This is a genomic window from Klebsiella sp. CB_Kp196 (genome assembly GCF_040061575.1).
In the GTDB taxonomy this organism is placed as follows: Bacteria; Pseudomonadota; Gammaproteobacteria; order Enterobacterales; family Enterobacteriaceae; genus Klebsiella; species Klebsiella michiganensis.
On sequence record NZ_JBEAFH010000067.1, the window covers coordinates 1 to 21067 of the forward strand.

At 53.2% G+C, this 21067-nt stretch carries 30 protein-coding genes, 1 tRNA gene and 2 pseudogenes; 23 read left to right on the top strand and 10 right to left on the bottom strand.

Features of this window, described 5'->3' with window-relative positions; translation table 11 throughout:
* Positions 1-48: 48 nt before the first annotated feature.
* Entirely contained in the window at positions 49-225 is a 177-nt protein-coding gene (locus ABLU87_RS24025) for a hypothetical protein (RefSeq protein WP_158414542.1), read from the bottom strand.
* On the opposite strand from ABLU87_RS24025, the gene ABLU87_RS24030 reads away from it, so the two are divergent.
* Positions 224-721, top strand: a complete 498-nt coding sequence (locus ABLU87_RS24030; RefSeq protein WP_114260557.1) for a hypothetical protein — start codon at positions 224-226, stop codon at positions 719-721. The genes ABLU87_RS24025 and ABLU87_RS24030 overlap by 2 nt on opposite strands.
* Positions 722-1007: 286 nt before the next feature.
* Here ABLU87_RS24030 and ABLU87_RS24035 read toward each other — a convergent pair whose 3' ends face one another.
* The 6 genes from ABLU87_RS24035 to ABLU87_RS24060 form a co-directional block, all read right to left on the bottom strand.
* Positions 1008-1790, bottom strand: a complete 783-nt coding sequence (locus ABLU87_RS24035) for an antitermination protein (protein WP_185776576.1) — start codon at positions 1788-1790, stop codon at positions 1008-1010.
* A complete protein-coding gene (locus ABLU87_RS24040; protein ID WP_042944964.1) occupies positions 1787-2095 on the bottom strand; it encodes a hypothetical protein in 309 nt (102 codons plus the stop codon). The genes ABLU87_RS24035 and ABLU87_RS24040 overlap by 4 nt, the downstream gene beginning before the upstream one ends.
* Before the next feature lies 1 nt (position 2096).
* A complete protein-coding gene (locus ABLU87_RS24045; RefSeq protein WP_042944963.1) occupies positions 2097-3968 on the bottom strand; it encodes a toprim domain-containing protein in 1872 nt (623 codons plus the stop codon).
* 103 nt (positions 3969-4071) lie between these two features.
* On the bottom strand, positions 4072-4989 hold the full coding sequence (locus tag ABLU87_RS24050) for a helix-turn-helix domain-containing protein (protein WP_042944962.1): 918 nt from the start codon (positions 4987-4989) through the stop codon (positions 4072-4074).
* Entirely contained in the window at positions 4986-5183 is a 198-nt protein-coding gene (locus tag ABLU87_RS24055; protein WP_042946196.1) for a DUF4222 domain-containing protein, read from the bottom strand. The genes ABLU87_RS24050 and ABLU87_RS24055 overlap by 4 nt, the downstream gene beginning before the upstream one ends.
* 1 nt (position 5184) lies before the next feature.
* Complete coding sequence (locus tag ABLU87_RS24060; protein WP_071889436.1) at positions 5185-5418, bottom strand: YdaS family helix-turn-helix protein; 234 nt, start codon at positions 5416-5418, stop codon at positions 5185-5187.
* Between the two features lie 145 nt (positions 5419-5563).
* Here ABLU87_RS24060 and ABLU87_RS24065 point away from each other — a divergent pair, with 145 nt between their 5' ends.
* The 14 genes and pseudogenes from ABLU87_RS24065 to ABLU87_RS24130 all read left to right on the top strand — a co-directional run bounded on the left by ABLU87_RS24065 (position 5564) and on the right by ABLU87_RS24130 (position 11544).
* The gene (locus ABLU87_RS24065; protein ID WP_320108882.1) at positions 5564-6238 is read left to right on the top strand and encodes a LexA family transcriptional regulator; all 675 of its coding nucleotides are present in this window, start codon (positions 5564-5566) and stop codon (positions 6236-6238) included.
* Between the two features lie 162 nt (positions 6239-6400).
* Positions 6401-6814, top strand: a complete 414-nt coding sequence (locus ABLU87_RS24070) for a hypothetical protein (protein WP_032692699.1) — start codon at positions 6401-6403, stop codon at positions 6812-6814.
* 179 nt (positions 6815-6993) lie between these two features.
* Positions 6994-7203, top strand: coding sequence for a hypothetical protein (locus tag ABLU87_RS24075; RefSeq protein ID WP_071993356.1), 210 nt, complete (start codon positions 6994-6996; stop codon positions 7201-7203).
* Positions 7184-7531, top strand: a complete 348-nt coding sequence (locus ABLU87_RS24080; RefSeq protein ID WP_320158336.1) for a hypothetical protein — start codon at positions 7184-7186, stop codon at positions 7529-7531. Before ABLU87_RS24075 ends, ABLU87_RS24080 begins: the two co-directional genes overlap by 20 nt.
* Positions 7532-7572: 41 nt before the next feature.
* On the top strand, positions 7573-7737 hold the full coding sequence (locus ABLU87_RS24085) for a hypothetical protein (RefSeq protein WP_176372916.1): 165 nt from the start codon (positions 7573-7575) through the stop codon (positions 7735-7737).
* Entirely contained in the window at positions 7709-7927 is a 219-nt protein-coding gene (locus ABLU87_RS24090) for a hypothetical protein (RefSeq protein ID WP_064757943.1), read from the top strand. The genes ABLU87_RS24085 and ABLU87_RS24090 overlap by 29 nt, the downstream gene beginning before the upstream one ends.
* Positions 7924-8355, top strand: a complete 432-nt coding sequence (locus ABLU87_RS24095; RefSeq protein ID WP_102802778.1) for a hypothetical protein — start codon at positions 7924-7926, stop codon at positions 8353-8355. The genes ABLU87_RS24090 and ABLU87_RS24095 overlap by 4 nt, the downstream gene beginning before the upstream one ends.
* Before the next feature lie 43 nt (positions 8356-8398).
* Positions 8399-8917: a hypothetical protein gene (locus tag ABLU87_RS24100; RefSeq protein WP_196547517.1), complete on the top strand. Its 519-nt coding sequence runs from the start codon at positions 8399-8401 to the stop codon at positions 8915-8917.
* A 59-nt stretch (positions 8918-8976) separates the two neighbouring features.
* Positions 8977-9168: a hypothetical protein gene (locus ABLU87_RS24105; RefSeq protein WP_196547512.1), complete on the top strand. Its 192-nt coding sequence runs from the start codon at positions 8977-8979 to the stop codon at positions 9166-9168.
* 1 nt (position 9169) lies between these two features.
* Complete coding sequence (locus tag ABLU87_RS24110) at positions 9170-10036, top strand: ORF6N domain-containing protein (protein ID WP_196547513.1); 867 nt, start codon at positions 9170-9172, stop codon at positions 10034-10036.
* Positions 10033-10599: pseudogene (locus tag ABLU87_RS24115) on the top strand (hypothetical protein). The gene ABLU87_RS24110 and the pseudogene ABLU87_RS24115 overlap by 4 nt, the downstream one beginning before the upstream one ends.
* Positions 10596-10721, top strand: a complete 126-nt coding sequence (locus ABLU87_RS24120) for a sodium:solute symporter (RefSeq protein ID WP_085397480.1) — start codon at positions 10596-10598, stop codon at positions 10719-10721. The pseudogene ABLU87_RS24115 and the gene ABLU87_RS24120 overlap by 4 nt, the downstream one beginning before the upstream one ends.
* Complete coding sequence (locus tag ABLU87_RS24125) at positions 10718-10942, top strand: hypothetical protein (protein ID WP_196547515.1); 225 nt, start codon at positions 10718-10720, stop codon at positions 10940-10942. The genes ABLU87_RS24120 and ABLU87_RS24125 overlap by 4 nt, the downstream gene beginning before the upstream one ends.
* A 368-nt stretch (positions 10943-11310) precedes the next feature.
* Positions 11311-11544, top strand: coding sequence for a hypothetical protein (locus tag ABLU87_RS24130; RefSeq protein ID WP_196547518.1), 234 nt, complete (start codon positions 11311-11313; stop codon positions 11542-11544).
* Positions 11545-11933: 389 nt separating this feature from the next.
* Here ABLU87_RS24130 and ABLU87_RS24135 read toward each other — a convergent pair.
* Positions 11934-12010, bottom strand: a tRNA-Arg gene (locus tag ABLU87_RS24135).
* A gap of 340 nt (positions 12011-12350) precedes the next feature.
* Here ABLU87_RS24135 and folD point away from each other — a divergent pair.
* The gene (gene folD / locus ABLU87_RS24140) at positions 12351-13217 is read left to right on the top strand and encodes a bifunctional methylenetetrahydrofolate dehydrogenase/methenyltetrahydrofolate cyclohydrolase FolD (protein WP_004099791.1); all 867 of its coding nucleotides are present in this window, start codon (positions 12351-12353) and stop codon (positions 13215-13217) included.
* 1 nt (position 13218) lies between these two features.
* Complete coding sequence (gene ybcJ / locus ABLU87_RS24145) at positions 13219-13431, top strand: ribosome-associated protein YbcJ (RefSeq protein ID WP_025107125.1); 213 nt, start codon at positions 13219-13221, stop codon at positions 13429-13431.
* Positions 13432-13725: 294 nt separating this feature from the next.
* On the opposite strand, the gene cysS is transcribed toward ybcJ, so the two are convergent.
* Positions 13726-15111 carry a cysteine--tRNA ligase gene (cysS, locus tag ABLU87_RS24150; protein ID WP_004848430.1) on the bottom strand — a complete coding sequence of 462 codons (1386 nt, stop codon included), beginning with the start codon at positions 15109-15111 and terminating at the stop codon, positions 13726-13728.
* Positions 15112-15284: 173 nt separating this feature from the next.
* Here cysS and ppiB point away from each other — a divergent pair, with 173 nt between their 5' ends.
* The 6 genes and pseudogenes from ppiB (at position 15285) to mnmH (ending at position 19645) form a co-directional block, all read left to right on the top strand.
* Positions 15285-15779: a peptidylprolyl isomerase B gene (gene ppiB / locus ABLU87_RS24155; RefSeq protein WP_004099775.1), complete on the top strand. Its 495-nt coding sequence runs from the start codon at positions 15285-15287 to the stop codon at positions 15777-15779.
* A gap of 3 nt (positions 15780-15782) precedes the next feature.
* A complete protein-coding gene (gene lpxH, locus ABLU87_RS24160) occupies positions 15783-16505 on the top strand; it encodes a UDP-2,3-diacylglucosamine diphosphatase (protein ID WP_025107126.1) in 723 nt (240 codons plus the stop codon).
* A gap of 38 nt (positions 16506-16543) precedes the next feature.
* A pseudogene (locus tag ABLU87_RS24165) lies at positions 16544-16633 on the top strand (hypothetical protein); the annotation flags it as partial.
* Positions 16634-16786: 153 nt separating this feature from the next.
* Positions 16787-17296, top strand: a complete 510-nt coding sequence (gene purE, locus ABLU87_RS24170; RefSeq protein WP_004848424.1) for a 5-(carboxyamino)imidazole ribonucleotide mutase — start codon at positions 16787-16789, stop codon at positions 17294-17296.
* On the top strand, positions 17293-18360 hold the full coding sequence (gene purK / locus ABLU87_RS24175) for a 5-(carboxyamino)imidazole ribonucleotide synthase (protein ID WP_122117294.1): 1068 nt from the start codon (positions 17293-17295) through the stop codon (positions 18358-18360). The genes purE and purK overlap by 4 nt, the downstream gene beginning before the upstream one ends.
* Positions 18361-18565: 205 nt before the next feature.
* Positions 18566-19645, top strand: coding sequence for a tRNA 2-selenouridine(34) synthase MnmH (gene mnmH, locus ABLU87_RS24180; RefSeq protein WP_122117293.1), 1080 nt, complete (start codon positions 18566-18568; stop codon positions 19643-19645).
* Positions 19646-19762: 117 nt separating this feature from the next.
* Here the strand turns inward: mnmH and ABLU87_RS24185 are convergent, their stop codons facing one another.
* On the bottom strand, positions 19763-20908 hold the full coding sequence (locus tag ABLU87_RS24185; protein ID WP_004130005.1) for a porin: 1146 nt from the start codon (positions 20906-20908) through the stop codon (positions 19763-19765).
* Positions 20909-21067: the final 159 nt, after the last annotated feature.

The following is a 21067-nucleotide window of genomic DNA, read 5'->3' on the forward strand; positions in this document are numbered from 1 at the left end:
GCGCAAAAAAACATATCAGACTGGCAATGCCCCTCCGCATAGGGGGATTCACCACGCCAGAAATTTAACATCTTGATTATCTGATTTCAACACGCCCTTCCCGGGCGTGGCCTGCTGATTTGCAATCATTTGCAGGTCTTCAGTTGCCGCTATGTAGCGACATATCACCACATCTGATATGGTCAGATCGCCAGAAGTAACCACATCAAACTCGGTGATAAACATGGATAAATTCGACAGAAGCATTCAACGGGAAACGCTGCAACTTCTTTATGCTGTATACCCAAACGAACTAACTAACGAGCAGGTCAATGAAATCACCAATCTGTACCCTGACACTGATAGTTTCATGGCAAATTTACTTTACCTCCACCAGCAGCAGTTGATAGTGAGTGGTTTAAAACCAAGCTCAGAAGGCTACGTCCTGGTCAATAGGCCCGCCATCACTCACCGTGGTATTGATTTCATCCGCGACGATGGCGGACTAGGCGCTATTCTGAATGTGCAAACTGTTAAGCTGCACGACAGCACGATCATTGCCCTGGAAGACATAATCCGCGTTGCAAACATTCCTGAAGAGCAGCGGAAGGGACTGATTTCAAAACTTCGTGAGCTTCCGGCAGACGCCATAAAACATTTGACGCTTCAATTACTGACTCCGGCGGTTCTGCATCCGCAGGCCGTAATTCAGTCAATTGAAAAATTCCTCCAGACTTTGTGAACTCCTCGTCGGGGCGGATCATTGAGAAACGCCCCCAGCCTACCAACGGACTTAAAAGCACCCAAAAGTCAGCTTGATGGTCACATGTCAGGAAAAAGCCTTTCGGGTGAAAGTGGCATGCGCAGATTTTCATAGCTTCCCCCAGAAAAGCAAAAACCCCGCCGAGTGGCAGGGTTGATAGTCAGTTTCATTTGGATGTACGTATCTATGATTAGAAGCATACACGACAACTTCGGACAAAATCAAGTCTTATGCACCGAAAAAGCAAAATATTGTCGCCATTGTTTTAAAAATCGGTCGCTTTTTGAAATTCCTTATCAGCATGGCGCTCTTCCTTCCAGCATACGTCCACCAGCGCATCACAGAAGGGTTTCCAGTTACGGGTCCATGTTCTGACGTGCAGGTCTGGAATGAGCGTCAGAATCGCTTTGTACGCAGCCGTAGACGGCATCGTTGAAAAACCATTTCCCGAACAGCGCTCACAGGTTTTATAAACCGGCACCCCCTGCTCTTTGGTCTCTTTTCGATCCAGAACCTGTCCAGAGCCACCGCAGCGGCAGCGGGCGTTAATGGCCCCCTTCCCACCGCATACAACGCACTGCCGTAATACTATCTCCTGCCTGATAATCGGGGCGACAATTTCCTCGCCGTCGCTTTTGTATATTCCGGGGTGCTTAACAACCTCCTCAACTGATTTGGTTAAACCAGCCCCCTCGCATACCCTGCAGGCTCCCGTGGTTTCCGCTGAACGGGAATACTCTGCAAAGGCAAACTGCGCCAGAATCAGGCAGCAGCGCCCCAGTGATTTACCCGCGGCCTTCCGCACGTTCTTTGGTGCTGAATCTATGGCATACCGCGCCAGCGCCTGAACTGCCATCTGCTCATCGGACTTACTGATGCCGGCCTTACCGAAGAACGCCGCCAGCCCGAACCGCGCCCTGCTGCTGGTCACCCCGATCCCGGTCATAATATCTGTACCGTTCAGGCGATTCGGTGATGTGCTTTTCACGTCGTCGCTGATGTGCATGCCCTGAGGGCTGAAGTGTTTGAGTGCTGATTCCAGTTTCATTGGATGGTGTCTCCTTTTTCGGCTGTGCCGAACCAGCCAGGGTGCGCCCACTGAACATTAGTTAATTCTTCACCGTCATCCCACAAGGCCAGACTGCGCATCACCATGTAATGCATAAGGGGCTTTTCATGGTAAAGAAGGTTATCCGGTAGCCCCTCCAGAAATTCATCAATGGCGTCGATAATGAATCCAAAACATTCCAGGTGTTCGCTGTTACTCATTGCGATTTCATGCGCTCGCTCCTGGAGTTCCATAAACCGCTGCTTAGTAAAGAGATACGACATTTCACGAATCAGACGGTCCATTTTAATACCTCGCTGCATTGCCGGCTTCCCACTCAATATCGAGTTCGCTTTGTTGCTCGCCAGCCAGATAGTTATACGGGCCTTTATCGCCCTCCAGAAACTGGTGTGACCGGGAGTCAAAGGTTGCCCCGATGTCACCTATCCACCCTTCCCCTTCTCGCTGCTTCAGCAGGCGGATCATTGACGCTGGCATCTGAATAGCGGTTTGTTCGTCCTTGTCCAGGCTTTCATACCCCATGCGCTCAGCTTTGCGCTGCGCCAGTTCGCGGGGGATGTTACGCCAGACGGCCATCACGTTGTCGGGCATGTCGGTTAATGCGCCAGTGCCTTTGACGTCCATTTTCCCCGTTGGCGCCGCTTCGTTGGTTTTGCGGGCGTGGGTGACAAGCAGTACATGGCAGTTATGCTCGTTTTTGAAGTCGCACAGGGTGTCGATGAATTCTTTCTGGCCGCCGTAGTCTTCCTCGTCGAGTCCGCATTTCGCCAGGTTGTCGATCACAAACAGGTCAATCCCATACCGGCGGCGGGCGTAGGCAAAAATTTCCAGCAGGCGTCCGGACTTCGCGGTACCGGTGAGCTTGAACACCCACAGACGATCGGAGAACCACTCATTCGTCATGACGATTTCTGCACGTTCTGGGGATTTTCTGCAGATTGTTTGCCGGGTCAGGCGGGCCAGCATTTTTCCGGGCTTCAGCTCAAGCGATGCAATGCAAACGCGTACGCCCTGGCTCATGGCGTCTACGGCAATATGCCCCACCAGTTCAGTTTTTCCGTGTCCGTTTACCCCGTTAACGAGGGTCAATTCACCGGCGCGGAACTTAAAATTGCTGTTTAATGACGCCCATGGGCTGGTGAACAGGCCAACATCGCGATGCTCAAACGCGTCAATGGTTTCCTGGAGAAGATCGCCAGCAGAGCATAATTCGTCAGGGTCGAAGAATTTCGCCGTACCCAGGCATTGCCAGACATCATCCTCGCTCATCCCGGCCATCAGACATTCGTTGATATCTTTATGCGGCAGCTCAACCAGACGACAACGATGCTCACCCAGGCGCCGGGCGATTTCTTTCGCAGCTTCGCGTCCAACTTCGTCATTGTCCAGACTGAGCCAGATTTCGTCGAAGCGGTCCAGGTTGTGATACTCGTACTCGATCCACTGCTGTTTGGCTCCTTTCCCTCCGCCGAACGGCACCGACAGAGCACTAATGCCCAGTTGCGAGTAGGTCATACAGTCGATCTCCCCTTCGCACAACACGACAGCGCGGGCTTTGGCATCCATAGCCTGCCAGCCAAACAGGCTTGGCTCACAGTCAGCCTCAGCCATAATGAGCTTTTTCCCGCTAGGACGTTCGATACCGATCCGCTTCACCTGCAGCAGTTCGCCGTTGCGGATGTACGGGAACGCCACCGCCGCCACTTCGCGGTTTTCATCGTGATACCAAACCACCGCATCAGAAACGCGGAACTGGTCAGCAGTCTCGCGAGTGATTCCACGCGAGGCCAGATAGTCGTAGCAATGGTTCGCTTTTTTTACGCCCTTTTTCGTCGGCCGGGAGAATGTTTTTTTCTTGGCCTCGAAGTGATGATCGTCATCTTTCAGGCCCAAGAATTCTTTAGCCTCCCGCATGGCGTCATGCAGCTGGCAGTTGCGCACCAGCACCCATAAATCGAGCAGATCGCCGCTGTCACCGCTGGCAAAATCTGACCACGCCTTTTTCCCGCTCAGGTTAATTTTCAGGCTCTTGCCAGAATCGCCATTGGTGTTACCCGCGCACCACTCTTTCCCTTCCAGATGCCCGCGAGGCAGCAGATATTTCGCCACCCTTTCGGCGTTGTCCCACAGTTTTTCGGATAGTTCAGCCGGGCCCATTAGATACTCCGTAAATCGAATTTGATAAAACACCACGTCACGAATCCCTCGCGCAGAAAGCCGCGGTTAAAACCGGCAACCAGCATGCGTTTCAGGATGATTTTCATGGGCGGTTAGCTCCGCGCTTAAGGCGGTCAATAGCGGCCTGATTGATAAACACCTCTGCGGAACCGTCGTTGGACTGCGTGTACCAAGTATTTCCCGCGCCATTACCCACGCTGGTCGAAATGACCTCTGGCGCTGGCGGTTGATTGGGCACGCGTTCAGGAAAAAGCCCCTGCCATCCACCAGCAATAGAGCGACGGATCACCTCATCGGCGTTCTGGTGGCCAGCGAGTTGCTTAGCCTGGTATGTGCAGGTTGTTTCGGTCAGGGGTTTTCGGGTTTCCCGCCGGAACTTAACCCAGTCCTGCCAGACTTCATCACTGACGTTTTCAGGTTTTAGCCTTGCAGGGTCGAATGACGTTTTTTTCTGGCGCTTTGCGCGCGCTTCTTGTGGTTCATGATCTTTTACTTGTGGATCAGGTTTTAAACCTTGTGGATCATGTCCTCCAGATTCTGGAGGGTCAAAACGGTTGTTTTTGCCAGATTCCGAAGGGTCAAGTGCGCTTGAGCCTCTCATATCTGACGCGTCAGATTCTGACTGTTCAAAATCCGAAGCGTCAGATTCTGGAGGGTCAAACCGGTTGTTTTTGATACGTTCCAGCCGAAGGAACGCTCTTTGCTGAAGTGCGATTTCTTCCAGTTTCTCAACGTTGAGATGGTACATATTTGAAGTATTGCGGTTACCGTTTCGACGATTCTCTCGCCGCAGCCATCCCTCTGCTTCCAGCTCCGACAAGGCTGTTCGGATAGTGCTTTCTCCGGCGCCTATCTGACGTGATATTGTTTTGACGCCGGGATAAGACGTGCCTTCATCACTGGAATAATCCGCAAGGCGCACCATGACCATAAGGCGTGTACCTTTGACCCCCGAGACAGCACAGGCATCCCACACATACCCCTGAATTTTGCTGCTCATGAAATTAACCTCTTGAAGTACTGTTGAAACTTCCAGACAGGTTGCATGCACTCATGCGGGTATCCCTGCCTGGTGAAATACACCTGTTGCTTCTCCCGGTTCCACCCAGTGACGTGCACGACAACACCTCGCGGATCGCGATAATCGATATCGAGTGCCTTAATCGGATCTAGTGACGTGTTAGCGCGTGACATGTCACACCTCTTCCACACGTGGCATTCCATCCAGCTTGCTTGGGTACAAGTCAGGACGAACCTCGTGGGGAGTAATGGACCAACCTACAAATTCGCAAAGTTTCAATACAAATCGAGCAGGGATTACAGATTTAGCAAACCATTGATTCACCGCCTGAGGCGTTACACCCAAGCCTTTTGCAATGGCTCTTTGGGAAGTAATGGCACACAATTTCATGCGAATGTCTTCTTTCATACCCCACCATCAAGTTAAACTTTATTGAAGAAGTCTATATCAAGATTTAATTAACATGCAAGAAGCAAAAACATGCGTTAAACTTGAAATCAAGCATTGCTTTAGGTGTTAGCTTTCAGGCTGGATGAAACTTTGGAGAGATAGCGTGGCCACGGCAAACATGATTCAAGAACTTCTGAAGGAAAAAGGATGGAGTAAAGCTGAGTTAGCCCGCCAGTTAGGGGTTAGCACGCAGACGGTTGTTTACTGGACAAAAGGGACCACCGTCCCAAGGGGTAAGAGATTAGCCCAACTTTCTGAAATCAGTGGTTATTCGCAATCATGGTTTCTAGGGGAGGGGCAACCCGCGTCCTTCCCTTCATCCGTTCAAAAAGAAGACACGGATAGCGTAAAATTTAAAGTATTAGATATCGAATTTAGTTGCGGTGATGGTGCCAGTGTGAGGGGCGACTTCATTGATGTAGTGCGTTCCATAGAGTTAGATCCAGAGTATGCCCGTCAAGTTGTAGGTAATAGACCTTTTAAGAATATTGAAATAGGTAATGCCAGAGGTGACAGTATGTCACCGACGATAGCTCCGGGTGATTTGTTATTTTTAGATAAAACAATAACTTACTTTGATGGTGACGGGATTTACGCCTTTTGTTTCGAAGGTGAATGTTATGTAAAGAGACTGCAAAAAATAGGCATCAAAATTGTAGTGCTATCTGATAACACTAATTATCAATCCTGGAGCATTGAGAAAGATGCTTTAGATATGCTCTACATCCAGTCAAAAGTTATCTCATCGGTTCCATTTAACATTAACAGATTCGGTTAATTATTGATTTATAACGGGCATTCGCCCGTTCTCCTTTTAAGTAACTACCCTCAATAAAAAAATAATCAAGTTTAACTTGACTATAAAAACCTATAAAGCTAACCTCTTTGCATCAAGTTTAACTTGATTAAGTAAGCAATCAATACTTACGTGAGGTGATCAATGAAAACTCCAGTCCAAATGCTTGAAGTGTTCGTATCAGACATAATCGAAAACACCGTGCTACTTGAAAATATTTATAAAAAAAGTAACGAAAATTACGAAACAGATTGCTCCTTAAATAGCCTCATTCGTTCGATGCAAAAGACTGTAGATAATATGAATGAATATATTAAAACTTACAGCAACGAGACCATTCACCACAAGCGAGCTGAGATCAAAAATGATCTTGCCGATGATATATTCGATGCGGTTCTTACTGCTAAAAAACTTGAGACAGTTACACAAACTTATAGTGAGTCTTATTTTACTAGTTATGATAATGACAATCCTTCGTGCCATATGTCTGCTGTGATTTGTGACTACGCACATAAACTTTGTAGTGACTTAAAAAGTATCGAAGAAAAGTTAAATTAACCACAAAGAGTTTATTAACACCTTAATCGGTGTGGAATCATTCATCCTAAAATTAGCAATGGGCTTATTATGAGTTTCATCATCGACCACAATGCATATAAAACCGCCCTGCTCTATGCATCATGCGGACAGGAATTGATTGCGGGTCTTTATCTTCGTAAAGCGTACGGGAGGTAATTATGTGGGCCCCTGCAACAGATACCTGCATTGAAGATGCAGCGTTATCAGCAAATAACCTTAATGAATTATTAGATCTGATGCACATGAGTTTTGAAAGAATGAATTCTCTTCAATGCGAGGCATTGCTGGGTCTTGCTCTTAATTTATCAGCCGAAGTTGCTATTTGGTTAAAGGAGGAGGAAAAGCGCCGTGAAAACAAATCTGATTGAAACTCGTCGCCGTCACCTCGTTCGGGCAAAGTTAGATTCAATGATGCGTAGAACCGGAAGTTATTTCCAGATAGTCAAACTGGAAGACGGTACGAAATTACCTGTAGAGCTTGATGAGGACATTTTAACAAAAGCATTAATCAAGCTGTTTGAAGCAATGATTTATGACAACCACAAGCGCGAACGGGCGGAGCATTTAATTGCTGAGCATTATTCGAATTGCATGGGCGTTAATAAGTTAACACCGGATGGTGTGGACTTTATGAATGCACTTATTGCAACACTGGCTGAGCAGTCATTAAAAGCGGAGAAATTAACTAATGGCTAATTTACCCCCCCCCTATTACACACGAAAAAGTGCAGGTCGTTATGACGATTGAAAACGGCCAGGTAATAGATACCCGCAAAGTTCGCGATAACGAGTTGATTGCCAGCATGGATACCTTCTTCTGGATGGCAAAGAAAGCCGGGTATCAGGTAATCGCCCCTAATCAGGAGGAAGCAAGTGGCACTAACAGCAATACGAATTCCTGAGCGGGTACACCTGCAGGCGCTGCAGGTCCTGCTGCGGTACCGCCGGAAGCGCATCTATGCACGCCGTACGCACCGCACCGGCTATCTCAGCCTGAAGGTTAACCCACGCTGGCGGCTGTTATCGAAAGACGATGGCCGGAACTGGGAAGTAATGAGCCATGAACGTTACTCAGGAGAAATTAAACGATGAACGATAACCGCACCGCCAGCGCCATTGACCTGGCATTACAGAAGCACCACACGCCCGTTGGCGACCTTTACGCCGCTATTCGTCACGGACGCATGAAGCGTTGCTTTAGCCCCGGCACTGCCATTAGCTGGCTGGCTCACTTTTTGACGTCGCATGCCTTTGCTCTGTCCGGGTTTAAGCAGCGCCACCCTGATTACCTTGTGGAGCATGAAGGAAACGAAATGTGGCGCCGTGGCGAAACTACCGACGAATACCACCGCGCCCACCAGCGCACCGTTCGCCGGCTGCGTCGAATCCTCGCCCGCAAACGTGAAATGCAGAAGTGGTGTGAAAAGTGGGATGCCATGCACGACCGCTACGTGAAGGAGCGCGAAGAGCTCAAAGCCAGCAAACCAGCAGAGGTACGCAATGGATCACACAGCATTTAACCCGGAACCAACGTCTGCCGGCATCCGGTTATCTGGAAGCAGGATTATTGGTTACTCCGCCGCTATTCGTGAACTGGATAACGGTCACTACGACAAACGCCTTGCCGACGGCATGAATATTCTGGCCTGCATCATGGAGGCGGTAGAAAGCAGCTGGCTCACGCTCACTATCGAGCAGCAAATCATCGTCTGGCGCTGGTTGCTCGCCGCGGTATTCATTACCGAGGAGCTGGAGAAGAACGGGACTGTCGACGTTCCGAACGACGAAGGCGGCGTTGATATAGCCGTTATCTATTCCGGGCGGCATGGCGCGATTAGCGTCTATCCAGGACCAGAGCGCTTTGCGCTCGCTAACCATGTTGAGGCCGGCGCCATTGAGAAATACGGGCCTGACCTTGGTCAGAAGCTGGCGCTGCGGATGTATCAGGACATGGTTGTTGCTGACGATGATTCCGGATTCATGCTGTCCGCTATGGGCCGGGAAGGTTTCAACCTTCTGCATGACGGCTTTATCGAGCAAATCCAGACCGAAGGCATGCCTGGCGTGCCGGTTATGCACTGAGGGGAATGATGATGGCAAAGAAAGCACGCAGAAACAGCACATCACAAGGATACGCAGGAATGACGATGGCGCAGTTTTTCCACAGCCACATCCGGCCAGACAACAGCAATGCCAGTGACTATGCGAGTCTTCGGCATAGCCTCCACGGCGCAGTAACACCAGCCCCTGAAGGCATGGTCCGGATGCAGTTGACTCGCAATCAACGACGCCTTGCGAAAAAACTCGGAATTGATCTGATGGAGGCTAACTAACATGGCAATGAAAACTGAATTAGCAACTGTGGCGGCTTGCGATCTGCAAATTATCGAGTATCGCGGCCAGCGCGTTGTGACCACTGAGCAGTTGGCTGCGGGATATGGTACGGATGAGGTAAACATCCGTAAAAACCTGTCACGCAATCTGGAACGGTTCGAGGAGGGTAAGCATTACTTCCTTTTGACTGGCTCAGAGCTAAAGGGATTTAAGAACCTAGTACCCGAAAGTCACTTGGTTAATAAACATACAAGCCAGCTGATTCTCTGGACCGAACGCGGCGCGGCTCGCATGTCAAAAGTCGTCGATACCGATCAGGCGTGGGGATATCACGAAGAACTCGTGGAGTTCTACTTTACCCAGCGTGACGCTATCCCTGCTCCGTCAACCCAGGTTGCTATCAGCCGCAAAGAGCTAGCTTTGATGGTGATTGAGGCGGAAGAACGTGCCGAAGCTGCTGCGCTGGAAAATAAAACGCTCAGCGCCACCGTTCAAAGTCTGGAGAAACACTTTACCAAAGGCATGACCATCCCGGCATTCTGCAAGGCGCTAAACGGCGTCAACATCAACAAAATGATGTGGTGGGCCTTTGAGCGTGACTGGGTATTCAACGAACAGCGTGATCCAGAGAAAGACCCGCGCTGGCGTGTTGCCTCCTATGCCCGTGATAAGTACCTGACTGAAGACCAGACCCAGATCACCCCGCACGGGAAGGATGCTTTCACGAAATTTACACCCGTAATGCTGGAGAAAGGTTGCCATCGTCTGTACCAGTTGTACATGAAAGGTGAGCTACCGATGAAAAAGACATGGAACGGTGAATACAGCCACGATAAAGCGATTTATACGCCGGAGGATAGATCATGATCATTCAATCTAAGTTGATCCGCGCCGCTCTGGTCTGCGCTGCAAAGAACGATGTTCGCTATTACCTTTGCGGGCTTCACGTTACCCCGAAGCACATTGAGGCAACTAACGGGCATGTAGCGTTGCGCATGTAGCATGGCATCCGGACGAAGAAAAACATCATTGTTCAGTTTGAAGGTAACGTCCCGGCCAAAGCCGAAACAACAGAGCTGATTTTCAACAAAGAGCCGATAGCTATTCATCGTGACATGTTTCAGCGTCGCCTGTCCATTACCGGTATTAAATTGCTTGATGGCCGATTCCCGGATTTAGATCGCATCATCCCGAAGAAACTGGACCTCAGCATTCACCCACTGATCCAGGCGGAATATCTCGGCTATCCGGAAAAGATGTTTGGCCGGGAGCGAACCTTTATTCCCGTGCAGCTGCGGCCTTCAGGTGACGGCGGTGCGGTTAAATTTCAGTTCGATTCTGCCATTAACACCACTTACGGCAATCCGGAATTTGTCGTGATGCCCTGCCGAGATTCCACTTTTAAGGTGGTTGAGGAGCATCTTGGATGAAGAAGGTATCTGAACTGGCGATGTTTACGTTGTTTTTCTCCAGCCTTTCTGGGTTGGGGTTTGCGGCGGGTGTCTGCTGTTTCTTTGGTATTGCGCGATTACTGGCGAGGACTCTGGCATGAAAATCGAATATCAGGACTACGGATCCGTTGCAAACATTGTGGTCACCAGCACGGTGTTTGAATTCCGCCGGCACAACCGGGCGATAGATGTTGCTCTCTTTTTGGTTCCCGGCATGACCAGCAATAGCACCGGATTTTTCATCATGAAAACGGTACTGAGTGGCCAGACAAAGCACGCCCTCCGGGCCTACAAACATCTGATGCGGGAGGCTAAGCAATGAGTAAATCAACCATAACCAGAGAGCGCCTGCAGGAAATCGCCGAAGATGGATTCTTGAAGCATGGCGAAAGCAAAGAGCTGGCCCGCATGGCGCTGGCCGCAATAGACAGCGAGCCGGCGATGTTTTGCAGCGAAGAAACTTTAGCCGCTGCAAGAGATGGAGAGCACCTGTTGCGAACGCTTTCGTCTCCGTCCGGGGAGTGCGTCATCCCGCTCTATCGTCACGCTCAGCCAAATCAGGAATACCCTGAAACGCTCCCCTGCCCGGTCATTCTTGAACCCGGCTTCCGGTTTGGCAAAGGCGTTACCACTCACTTGGTTCTGCGAGCACTTAAGAACCGTGCCGAACGTTACGCAGAGCTGGATGCTATGGGTCCAGGGGCCCGCGCAGAGCATGATGCTGCTATCGCTGAACTCCGGGAAAAGCTGGGATTTGGTACGCCGGCAAAAACAGCCGTGCAGATTAAGTTGCCGGGGTTGCCGAAACTCGGTTCTGACGCTGAATGGTATCAGGGGTTTTCTGCTGGCGCAGGAAGCATGCGTGAAGCATGTGCGGCTGCGCTGATTTCTGCAGGTGTTGAGATTATTGGGGAGACGAAGTGATGGACTGGCCTACAGCGTTTTGCATCGTCGGTGTTGCGTTTGCCATTTCCTGGATGTTTCGGAGCCTTTGACATGAACAGAGAATTTGAATTGTGGCGCCACAGTCGTGGCCTGAATGTGGTGTGAGGTTGAAAATGGCAACTCGATATATTGGCATTAAAGAAATGTGCAAGCTGACCGGAAAGAGTAAGCCGACCTTGTGGAGGATGTACGCGAAGAGGAAAGAATTTCCGGCACCAGAGCGAACGCCCAGCGGGATTTTTCTCGGATGGCCCGAGACGGTTTACGAAGCCTGGGTAAACAAAACGAAAACCTAATACCTGACCCGTTACCTGACCTGCTCATGTAGCGGGTTTTCTTATTTTAATGGTTAACTTATTGATTTTAAATGGTACGCCCTACAGGGTTCGAACCTGTGACCTACGGCTTAGAAGGCCGTTGCTCTATCCAGCTGAGCTAAGGGCGCATTGAGAAGCGAGCTTCATGATGTGCAATCGCCGGAATTATACGGTCCACGCCTGATGAGTCAATGTATTTTGCCGCGAAACTGCGCTTGCCTGTGCAGGCTGGCGGCTTATGCCGCAAAAGCAGTATAAAGTTTATCCAACCTTATGTTTCTGCACGTTAACCTTTCTTCGGCTCCCGGGCTCCTTTTTGCGCCATTCGCAGCGCGGTCAGGCCCGTTTTTCAGCCTCTGCAACGCCTAAGAAAGATAAAATCTTAAACGAAGACTGACAGCGGGGCTGGCTTCTGACAAAATATCGCCATCCCCCTTTCGTAAAGATACAGATGGAATCCTCTCTCTGATGGCAGCAAAAATTATTGACGGTAAAACGATTGCGCAGCAGGTACGCTCTGAGGTTGCGGAAAAAGTGAAGGCGCGCGTTGCGGCCGGATTTCGTGCTCCAGGGTTAGCCGTCGTGCTGGTCGGCAGCAACCCGGCATCGCAGATTTATGTCGGCAGCAAGCGCAAAGCGTGTGAAGAGGTAGGCTTCGTCTCCCGCTCGTACGATCTCCCGGAAACCACCAGCGAAGCGGAGCTGCTGGAACTCATCGACACCCTGAATGCGGATAGCGCCATCGACGGCATCCTGGTTCAGCTGCCGCTGCCCGCCGGCATTGATAATGTCAAAGTGCTGGAGCGCATTTCGCCGGACAAAGACGTTGACGGTTTCCACCCGTATAACGTGGGCCGTCTGTGCCAGCGCGCGCCGCGTCTGCGTCCGTGCACGCCGCGTGGGATCGTCACGCTGCTTGAGCGTTACAACATTGATACCTACGGCCTGAACGCGGTGGTCATTGGCGCCTCCAATATTGTCGGACGCCCGATGAGCATGGAGCTGCTGCTGGCAGGCTGCACCACCACCGTCACCCACCGTTTTACCAAAAACCTGCGTCATCACGTCGAAAATGCCGACCTGCTGATCGTGGCTGTCGGTAAACCGGGCTTTATTCCGGGCGAATGGATTAAAGAAGGCGCGATCGTGATCGATGTCGGGATTAACCGCCTGGAAAGCGGCAAAGTGGTTGGCGATGTGGTCTATGAAGATGCCGCCGCGCGCGCGTCGTACATCACGCCGGTTCCCGGCGGCGTCGGCCCGATGACCGTAGCCACCCTCATTCAGAACACGCTGCAGGCGTGCGAAGAGTATCACGACATTCAGGAGGCCTGAGATGGCGAATTTTTCTTTAGGCAAACACCCGCACGTTGAACTGTGCGACCTGCTGAAGCTGGAAGGCTGGAGCGAAAGCGGCGCGCAGGCGAAAATCGCTATTGCCGACGGCCTGGTCAACGTTGACGGCGTGGTGGAAACCCGCAAGCGCTGCAAAATCGTCGCCGGTCAAACGGTGAGCTTTGAAGGTCAGAGCGTTACCGTTACCGAGTAAAACGTTCAGGCGCCGCAACCGGCGCCTGCCCCCCCACCCCGACAGATGATCTCTCGTTTTTCTGCACTTCAGTCAGCGCCGCCATCTTCCGATATCACGTCCTGTGTAGCACAGCCGCTCCCCTGGCTGCCTCCGGCAACCTGCACTTCCGCCTGATACCTCTTCTTCCCAACGAACGCTGCAGCCGCTGGCCGGGAACGTACGAAGGCGAAATCAGGACCGCGCTTCGTTTCTTAGCCTGAGTCAGGGCAAAAAAATGCCGGGGATGGCCCCGGCTAAAAAGAGAGAATGAGACTACTTACGGCGCCAGGTGGTGCCCTGCGGGCCATCTTCCAGCACGATGCCCATCTCGTTGAGACGGTCACGCGCGGCATCCGCCGCCGCCCAGTCTTTCGCTTTACGCGCGTCCAGACGCTGCTGGATCAACGACTCAATTTCCGCCACTTCCCCGTCGTCCGCCTGCGCGCCGCTCTGCAGGAAAGCATCCGGCTCCTGTTCCAGCAGCCCCAGCACAGAAGAGAGCTTGCGCATATGCGCCGCCATCGCGTTGGCCGCGGCGGCATCTTCGGTTTTCAGGCGGTTAACCTCACGCGCCATATCGAACAGCACGGAATAGGCTTCCGGAGTATTAAAATCGTCGTCCATCGCTTCGATAAAGCGCGCCTCAAACGCCTCGCCGCCGGCCGGCTCTGCGGTTTTGTCGGTTCCGCGCAGCGCGGTATACAGACGCTCCAGCGCGGAACGCGCCTGCTTTAAGTTCTCTTCGCTGTAGTTCAGCTGGCTGCGATAGTGGCCGGACATCAGGAAGTAGCGAATAGTTTCCGCGTCGTAGAACTTCAGCACGTCGCGCACGGTAAAGAAGTTGCCCAGCGATTTTGACATCTTCTCGCGGTCAACCATCACCATCCCGGAGTGCATCCAGTAATTGACGTACTCGCCGTCGTGGGCGCAGGTGGACTGGGCGATTTCGTTTTCATGGTGCGGGAACATCAGATCCGAACCACCGCCGTGAATATCAAAATGGTTGCCCAGCTGTTTGCAGTTCATCGCTGAACACTCAATGTGCCAGCCTGGACGGCCCGCGCCCCACGGCGACGGCCAGCTTGGCTCGCCCTCTTTCGACATCTTCCACAGCACAAAGTCCATCGGGTTATGCTTGACGTCAACGACATCAACGCGCGCGCCGGCCTGCAGCTGGTCGAGATCCTGACGCGACAGCTGGCCATAGTTCGGATCGGTCGGCACATCGAACATGACATCGCCGTTGTCGGCAACATACGCGTGGCCTTTAGCGATCAGCTGCTCGGTAATCTCAATAATTTCCGCAATGTGATGAGTCGCTCGCGGCTCCATATCCGGGCGCAGGATATTCAGCGCGTCGAAGTCTTTGTGCATCTCGGCAATCATGCGATCCACCAGCGCAACAAAGCTTTCGCCGTTTTCATTAGCACGCTTAATGATTTTGTCGTCGATATCGGTGATATTGCGCACGTACTTTAGCTTGTAGCCCAGGAAACGCAGGTAGCGCGCGACCACATCGAATGAGACGAAGGTACGGCCATGGCCGATGTGACAGAGGTCATAAACGGTAATACCACACACGTACATGCCAACTTCCCCGGCATGGATAGGTTTAAATTCTTCTTTTTGGCGCGTCAGTGTATTAAAAATTTTTAACATCGAAGATTCCGTGTAGACGTGTGTGGATATAAGTCGCGTATTCTAACCTTAATTCAACCCCGAAGCAGCACACATTGCAAGGTGATCCAACCCCGCGGTTATGCTATAACAGCCCCCTATATCTCACCCGACTCCGGGTGCAGGCACCACAATCATCGGAACAGGATGCAAAAATGGTTACTTTCCACACCAATCATGGCGATATCGTAATCAAGACGTTTGACGACAAAGCGCCGGAAACAGTTAAAAACTTCCTGGACTACTGTCGTGAAGGTTTCTACGACAACACTATTTTCCACCGTGTAATCAACGGTTTTATGATTCAGGGCGGCGGTTTTGAGCCGGGCATGAATCAGAAAACCACCAAATCTCCTATTCAGAACGAAGCGAACAACGGTCTGAAAAACACCCGCGGTACGCTGGCGATGGCCCGTACTCAGGCGCCCCACTCCGCCACCGCGCAGTTCTTCATCAACGTCGCCGATAACGACTTCCTGAACTTCTCCGGCGAAAGCCTGCAGGGTTGGGGCTACTGCGTATTCGCAGAAGTCGTTGAAGGGATGGACGTGGTCGACAAAATCAAAGCGGTCGCCACCGGCCGCAGCGGCATGCACCAGGATGTGCCGAAAGAAGATGTTGTGATCAAAAGCGTCACCGTTAGCGAATAATTCGTGGCGACACTTTTTATTGCGGATTTGCATCTGCAAACGGAAGAACCGGCGATTACCGCCGGTTTTCTGCGCTTTTTACAGGGGGAAGCCCGCAGGGCGGACGCCCTGTATATCCTCGGCGATCTCTTTGAAGCCTGGATCGGCGATGACGATCCTAACCCGCTGCATCGGCAAATCGCCTCAGCGCTCAAAGCGCTGGCCGATTCCGGCGTCCCCTGCTACTTCCTTCACGGCAACCGCGACTTTCTCGTCGGCAAGCGCTTTGCCCGCGAAAGCGCGATGACCCTGCTGCCGGAAGAGAAGCTTCTCGACCTCTACGGGCGCAAGGTGCTGATTATGCACGGCGACACCCTCTGCACCGACGATGCAGGCTATCTGGCGTTTCGCGCGAAAGTTCACAATCCCTGGATCCAGCGCCTGTTTCTGGCCCTGCCGCTGTTTATCCGCCGCCGTATCGCCGCCAGAATGCGCGCCGACAGCAAAGCGGCCAACAGCAGCAAGTCGATGGAAATTATGGATGTGAATCCCCAGGCGGTCGTTGACGTCATGGAGAAACATCGCGTTCAGTGGCTGATTCACGGGCATACGCACCGCCCCGCCGTCCACCCGCTAGAAGCCAACGGCCAGACCGCGTACCGCGTGGTGCTCGGCGCCTGGCATAGCCAGGGCTCTATGGTCAAAGTGACGCCAGAAGACGTTGAGCTGATTCATTTTCCTTTCTAGCCCCCGGCAAGGGCTGATTCTTTATTTTCCGCGATTTATCCGGGCCGCACGATGAGCGCGTTGTGCAAATCTACCTGCTGGTGATGGGCATTCTTATGCTGACCCGGGGACGGGGGCTGGTTTTACTTTTTGCCCGCTCATAACCGGCGCGTTTCATCGAATACCGACAACACAAAGGCGGCTGGCCATGCGCACGCAACCGTTTTCCTTGCCGGGAGTTCATGCTATTCTCTGTGGCCTCTAAAGCAGTGTGAAACACACCCACAGGAGTTTTAAGACGCATGTCTTCCCGCAATAATTCGGCGCGTATCGCCATCGTGATGGGGTCCAAAAGCGACTGGGCTACCATGCAGTTTACCGCAGAAATCCTTGATGCCCTGAACGTTCCGTACCATGTCGAAGTGGTCTCCGCCCACCGCACGCCCGATAAACTGTTCAGCTTCGCCGAAGGCGCGGAAGAAAACGGTTTTCAGGTGATTATTGCCGGTGCCGGCGGCGCGGCGCACCTGCCGGGCATGATTGCGGCGAAAACGCTGGTGCCGGTGTTAGGCGTGCCGGTTCAGAGCGCGGCGCTGAGCGGCGTAGACAGCCTCTACTCCATCGTCCAGATGCCGCGCGGCATCCCGGTGGGTACGCTGGCCATCGGCAAAGCCGGGGCCGCCAACGCCGCCCTGCTGGCGGCGCAGATCCTCGCCCAGCACGATGCGGAACTGCACCAGCGCCTCAGCGCCTGGCGTCAGGCGCAAACCGATGAAGTGCTGGATAACCCGGATCCGCGGGGTGCGGCATGAAGCAGGTTTGCGTTCTCGGCAACGGTCAGCTAGGCCGGATGCTGCGCCAGGCCGGCGAGCCGCTGGGTATTGCGGTCTGGCCGGTCGGTCTGGAAGCCGACCCGGAAGCGGTGCCGGTACAGCAAAGCGTGATTACCGCAGAGATTGAACGCTGGCCGGAAACGGCGCTGACCCGCGAGCTGGCGCGTCATTCCGCCTTCGTTAACCGCGACGTTTTCCCGATAATCGCCGACCGCCTGACGCAAAAGCAGCTGTTCGATAAGCTGGCGCTCGCCACCGCGCCGTGGCAGCTTCTGGCGGATAAAAGCGAATGGCCTGCGGTATTCGCCCGCCTCGGGGAGCTGGCTATCGTTAAGCGCCGCGTCGGCGGCTACGATGGCCGCGGCCAGTGGCGTTTGCGGGAAAATGAAACCGCGCAGTTGCCGGAGGATAACTACGGCGAGTGTATCGTTGAGCAGGGCATTAACTTCTCCGGCGAGGTGTCGCTGGTCGGCGCTCGCGCCCGGGACGGCAGCACGGTCTTCTATCCTCTGACCCGCAACCTGCATCAGGACGGTATTTTACGCGCCAGCGTCGCTTTTCCGCAGGCCAATGCCCGCCAGCAGGCGCAGGCGGAGCAGATGCTGTCGGCGATCATGCATGAGCTGGGCTACGTTGGCGTGATGGCGATGGAGTGTTTCGTCACCGCTGATGGCCTGCTGATTAACGAACTGGCGCCGCGCGTGCACAACAGCGGCCACTGGACGCAAAACGGCGCCTCCATTAGCCAGTTCGAGCTGCATCTGCGGGCGATTACCGATCTGCCGCTGCCGCCGCCGGTGGTGAACAGCCCGTCGGTGATGATCAACCTGATCGGTACCGATCTGAACTATGACTGGCTGAAGCTGCCGCTGGTGCATCTGCACTGGTACGACAAAGAGGTACGTCCGGGTCGTAAAGTCGGCCACCTGAACCTGACCGACAGCGATACCGACCGCCTGAGCGCGACGCTGGAAGCGCTGAAGCCGCTGCTGCTGCCGGAATATGCCAGCGGTATCTTCTGGGCGCAGGCGCAGCTGGCGTAATCCTCTCTCCTTTATCCCGGCTTGCGGCGCGCTGCGCCTTAGCCGGGCTACCCAACTTGCCAGCCCCACGGATGCTTAAATCCAGCCATTCCTGACGCTATTCAGCGATACACCGTGAAAAATCAATTCAGCCTGCCGCTCACCGCGTACAATAGAGGAATTATCGCGTCGAGCGACGCGTCTGAATGGCTTAACGGTTTAAATGATGGAATTAGTACCACAGAATATTCGGCAGATTCTCGCCAGCGATACGCCGCTGATTGACGTACGCGCCCCGGTTGAATTCAGGCAAAGCGCCATACCCGCGGCGATCAACCTGCCGCTGATGAACGATGACGAGCGCGCCGCCGTCGGCACCTGCTATAAGCGTCAGGGGCCGGACGCCGCCCTCGCGCTGGGCCATCAGCTGGTCAACGGCGAGATTCGCGCCCGCCGCCTCGCCGCCTGGAAAGAGGCCTGCGCGCGCTATCCCGAGGGCTACCTGTGCTGCGCTCGCGGCGGCCAGCGTTCGCATATCGTCCAGCAGTGGCTGAAGGAAGCGGGCGTGGATTACCCGCTGATCGTCGGCGGCTATAAGGCGCTGCGCCAGGCGGCGATACAGCTTACCGAAGAGCTGGTGCAGCGCCCTATCGTGCTGATCGGCGGCTGTACCGGTAACGGTAAAACCCAGTTGGTCGGCGCTCAACCGGACGGTATCGATCTCGAAGGGCTCGCCCATCATCGCGGCTCTTCATTTGGCCGAACCCTACAGAAGCAGCATCAGCAGGCAACCTTTGAAAATCACCTGGCCGTGGCAATGCTCAAAAAGTCAGGGCAGCAGACGCGCTGGGTGCTGGAGGATGAGGGGCATATGATTGGCGCCAATCACCTGCCGGAGTGCATGCGTCTTCGCATGGCGCAGTCGCCGCTGGCGGTGGTGGAAGATCCGTTCGCTGTCCGTCTTGAACGGCTGCGGGAAGAGTATTTTGCGCGCATGCATCATGATTTCCTGGCGGCCTACGGCGAAGAGCAAGGCTGGCAGGCGTATAGCGAATATCTGCATCATGGTCTGTTCGCAATCCGCCGCCGCCTCGGGTTACAGCGTTTTGCCCAGCTCACCGCCCGGCTTGATGAAGCCCTGCTTGAGCAGCAGCGAACCGCCAGCACCGAAGCCCACTTCAGCTGGCTGGTTCCCCTGCTGAACGAGTATTACGATCCGATGTACCGCTACCAGCTCGGCAAAAAAGCGGAGAAGATTATTTTTCGCGGCAGCTGGCAGGACGTCGCCGCCTGGCTGGCGGAGTAATCACATCCTCTCTTGTCCCGGCTTGCGGCGTAAATGCCTTAGCCGGGCTACGGGTCCGCAGACTGCGGTGAACCTGTAGCCCCGCTAAGCGCAGCGTCACCGGGGAAGTGTCAGCGCTTAGAAGTCGTAGCGCAGACGCACCAGGTTCATATCGCCCAGGTTGTCGGTGCTCGACGTGAAGACGTGTTCATAGTCAACGCGGAAACCATAATCCAGCTGGAAGCTCACGCCGACGCCGTTATCAATCCGCTGATAGTTGCGGCCGTTCACGTACTGCAGGCGGTCGCCCATAAAGTACGGCTGAATGGATTTCACCGCATACTGACCAATCGGGAATTTATAACCGGCAAAGTACTCAATACCCCAGGCATCGCCCGCGAAGTAGTTATGAACATCGGTTTTTTTGGTGGTCAGGAAGTTCTGATACCAGCCGCCGCCGAAGGAGAAGGTCCAGTTATCCGGCGTCCAGCTTAGCGCGGTACCGACGATATTCTGATCGTATGATTTGCTGTCTGAACTGGAGGGGTTACGCATATCGGCGCGGGTATAGTTCCACGCTGCGCCCCAGGTCAAATCCTTCATGATGTGGTAATCGGCGCCGATGGAGCCGCCGCCTTTACGCTTGTAGCGCAGGCCGTTTCCCGGCAGATATTCGCTGTCCTCAAACAGATAAGAGGCGTAAAGATCGACATCGCCAACGGTTTTCTTATATTTCAGCATATTGCGTGAGCGATAGGAGCCATCGTAGTCGCCGTTGATGCCGTTACCCGGCGCCTGGCCTATCATGTCGTAATCCCAGATATCGGTTTTTACCCCAACCACGTCGTAATAAACGCTGTTCTGCTGACCGTAGGTTAACGTCCCCCAGGTATCGCTTTTCAGACCGGTATAGAGCATACGGCGGCTGGTGTTATTCGCGCCTTCGGCGTAGTGGTTATCCCAGTCGAAAAGCGCCGGAATATTGACGCCCAGCTCGTAGTAGCTGATCCAGCTAATATCATCGAACAGATAGTAGTCGGCGGCGAAGCGGAAACGGGTACCGCCATCGAAACCGTTACGTTTATAAGAGCCTTTGTCTCCGTCGCCGGACATCATGTTGAACTGGGGACGGATGCTCCCGCCGACGGTGAAATTAAGCCGGCTTAACGGATCGCCCGCCTGCGGATCTTGTTTTAAAAGCGTAATTTCCGCCTGGGATGCAAAAGAGGTTAACGCCAGGGCTGCGCCGATCGTTATCGCCAGCGCTTTTATTTTATGTGCCATACTTTTTCCTTGATTAATAAGCAACCTTATATTTGCCAGTTGAATATTAACTGCGATCGAGTATGGCGTGTTGTTGAGTTTTTAATGTTTCGTGCGGTTAAAAATCAGTGACTTACCATTTTGTGCCGTTAAAAAAACTGTGGTTATCTTTTCATCGCC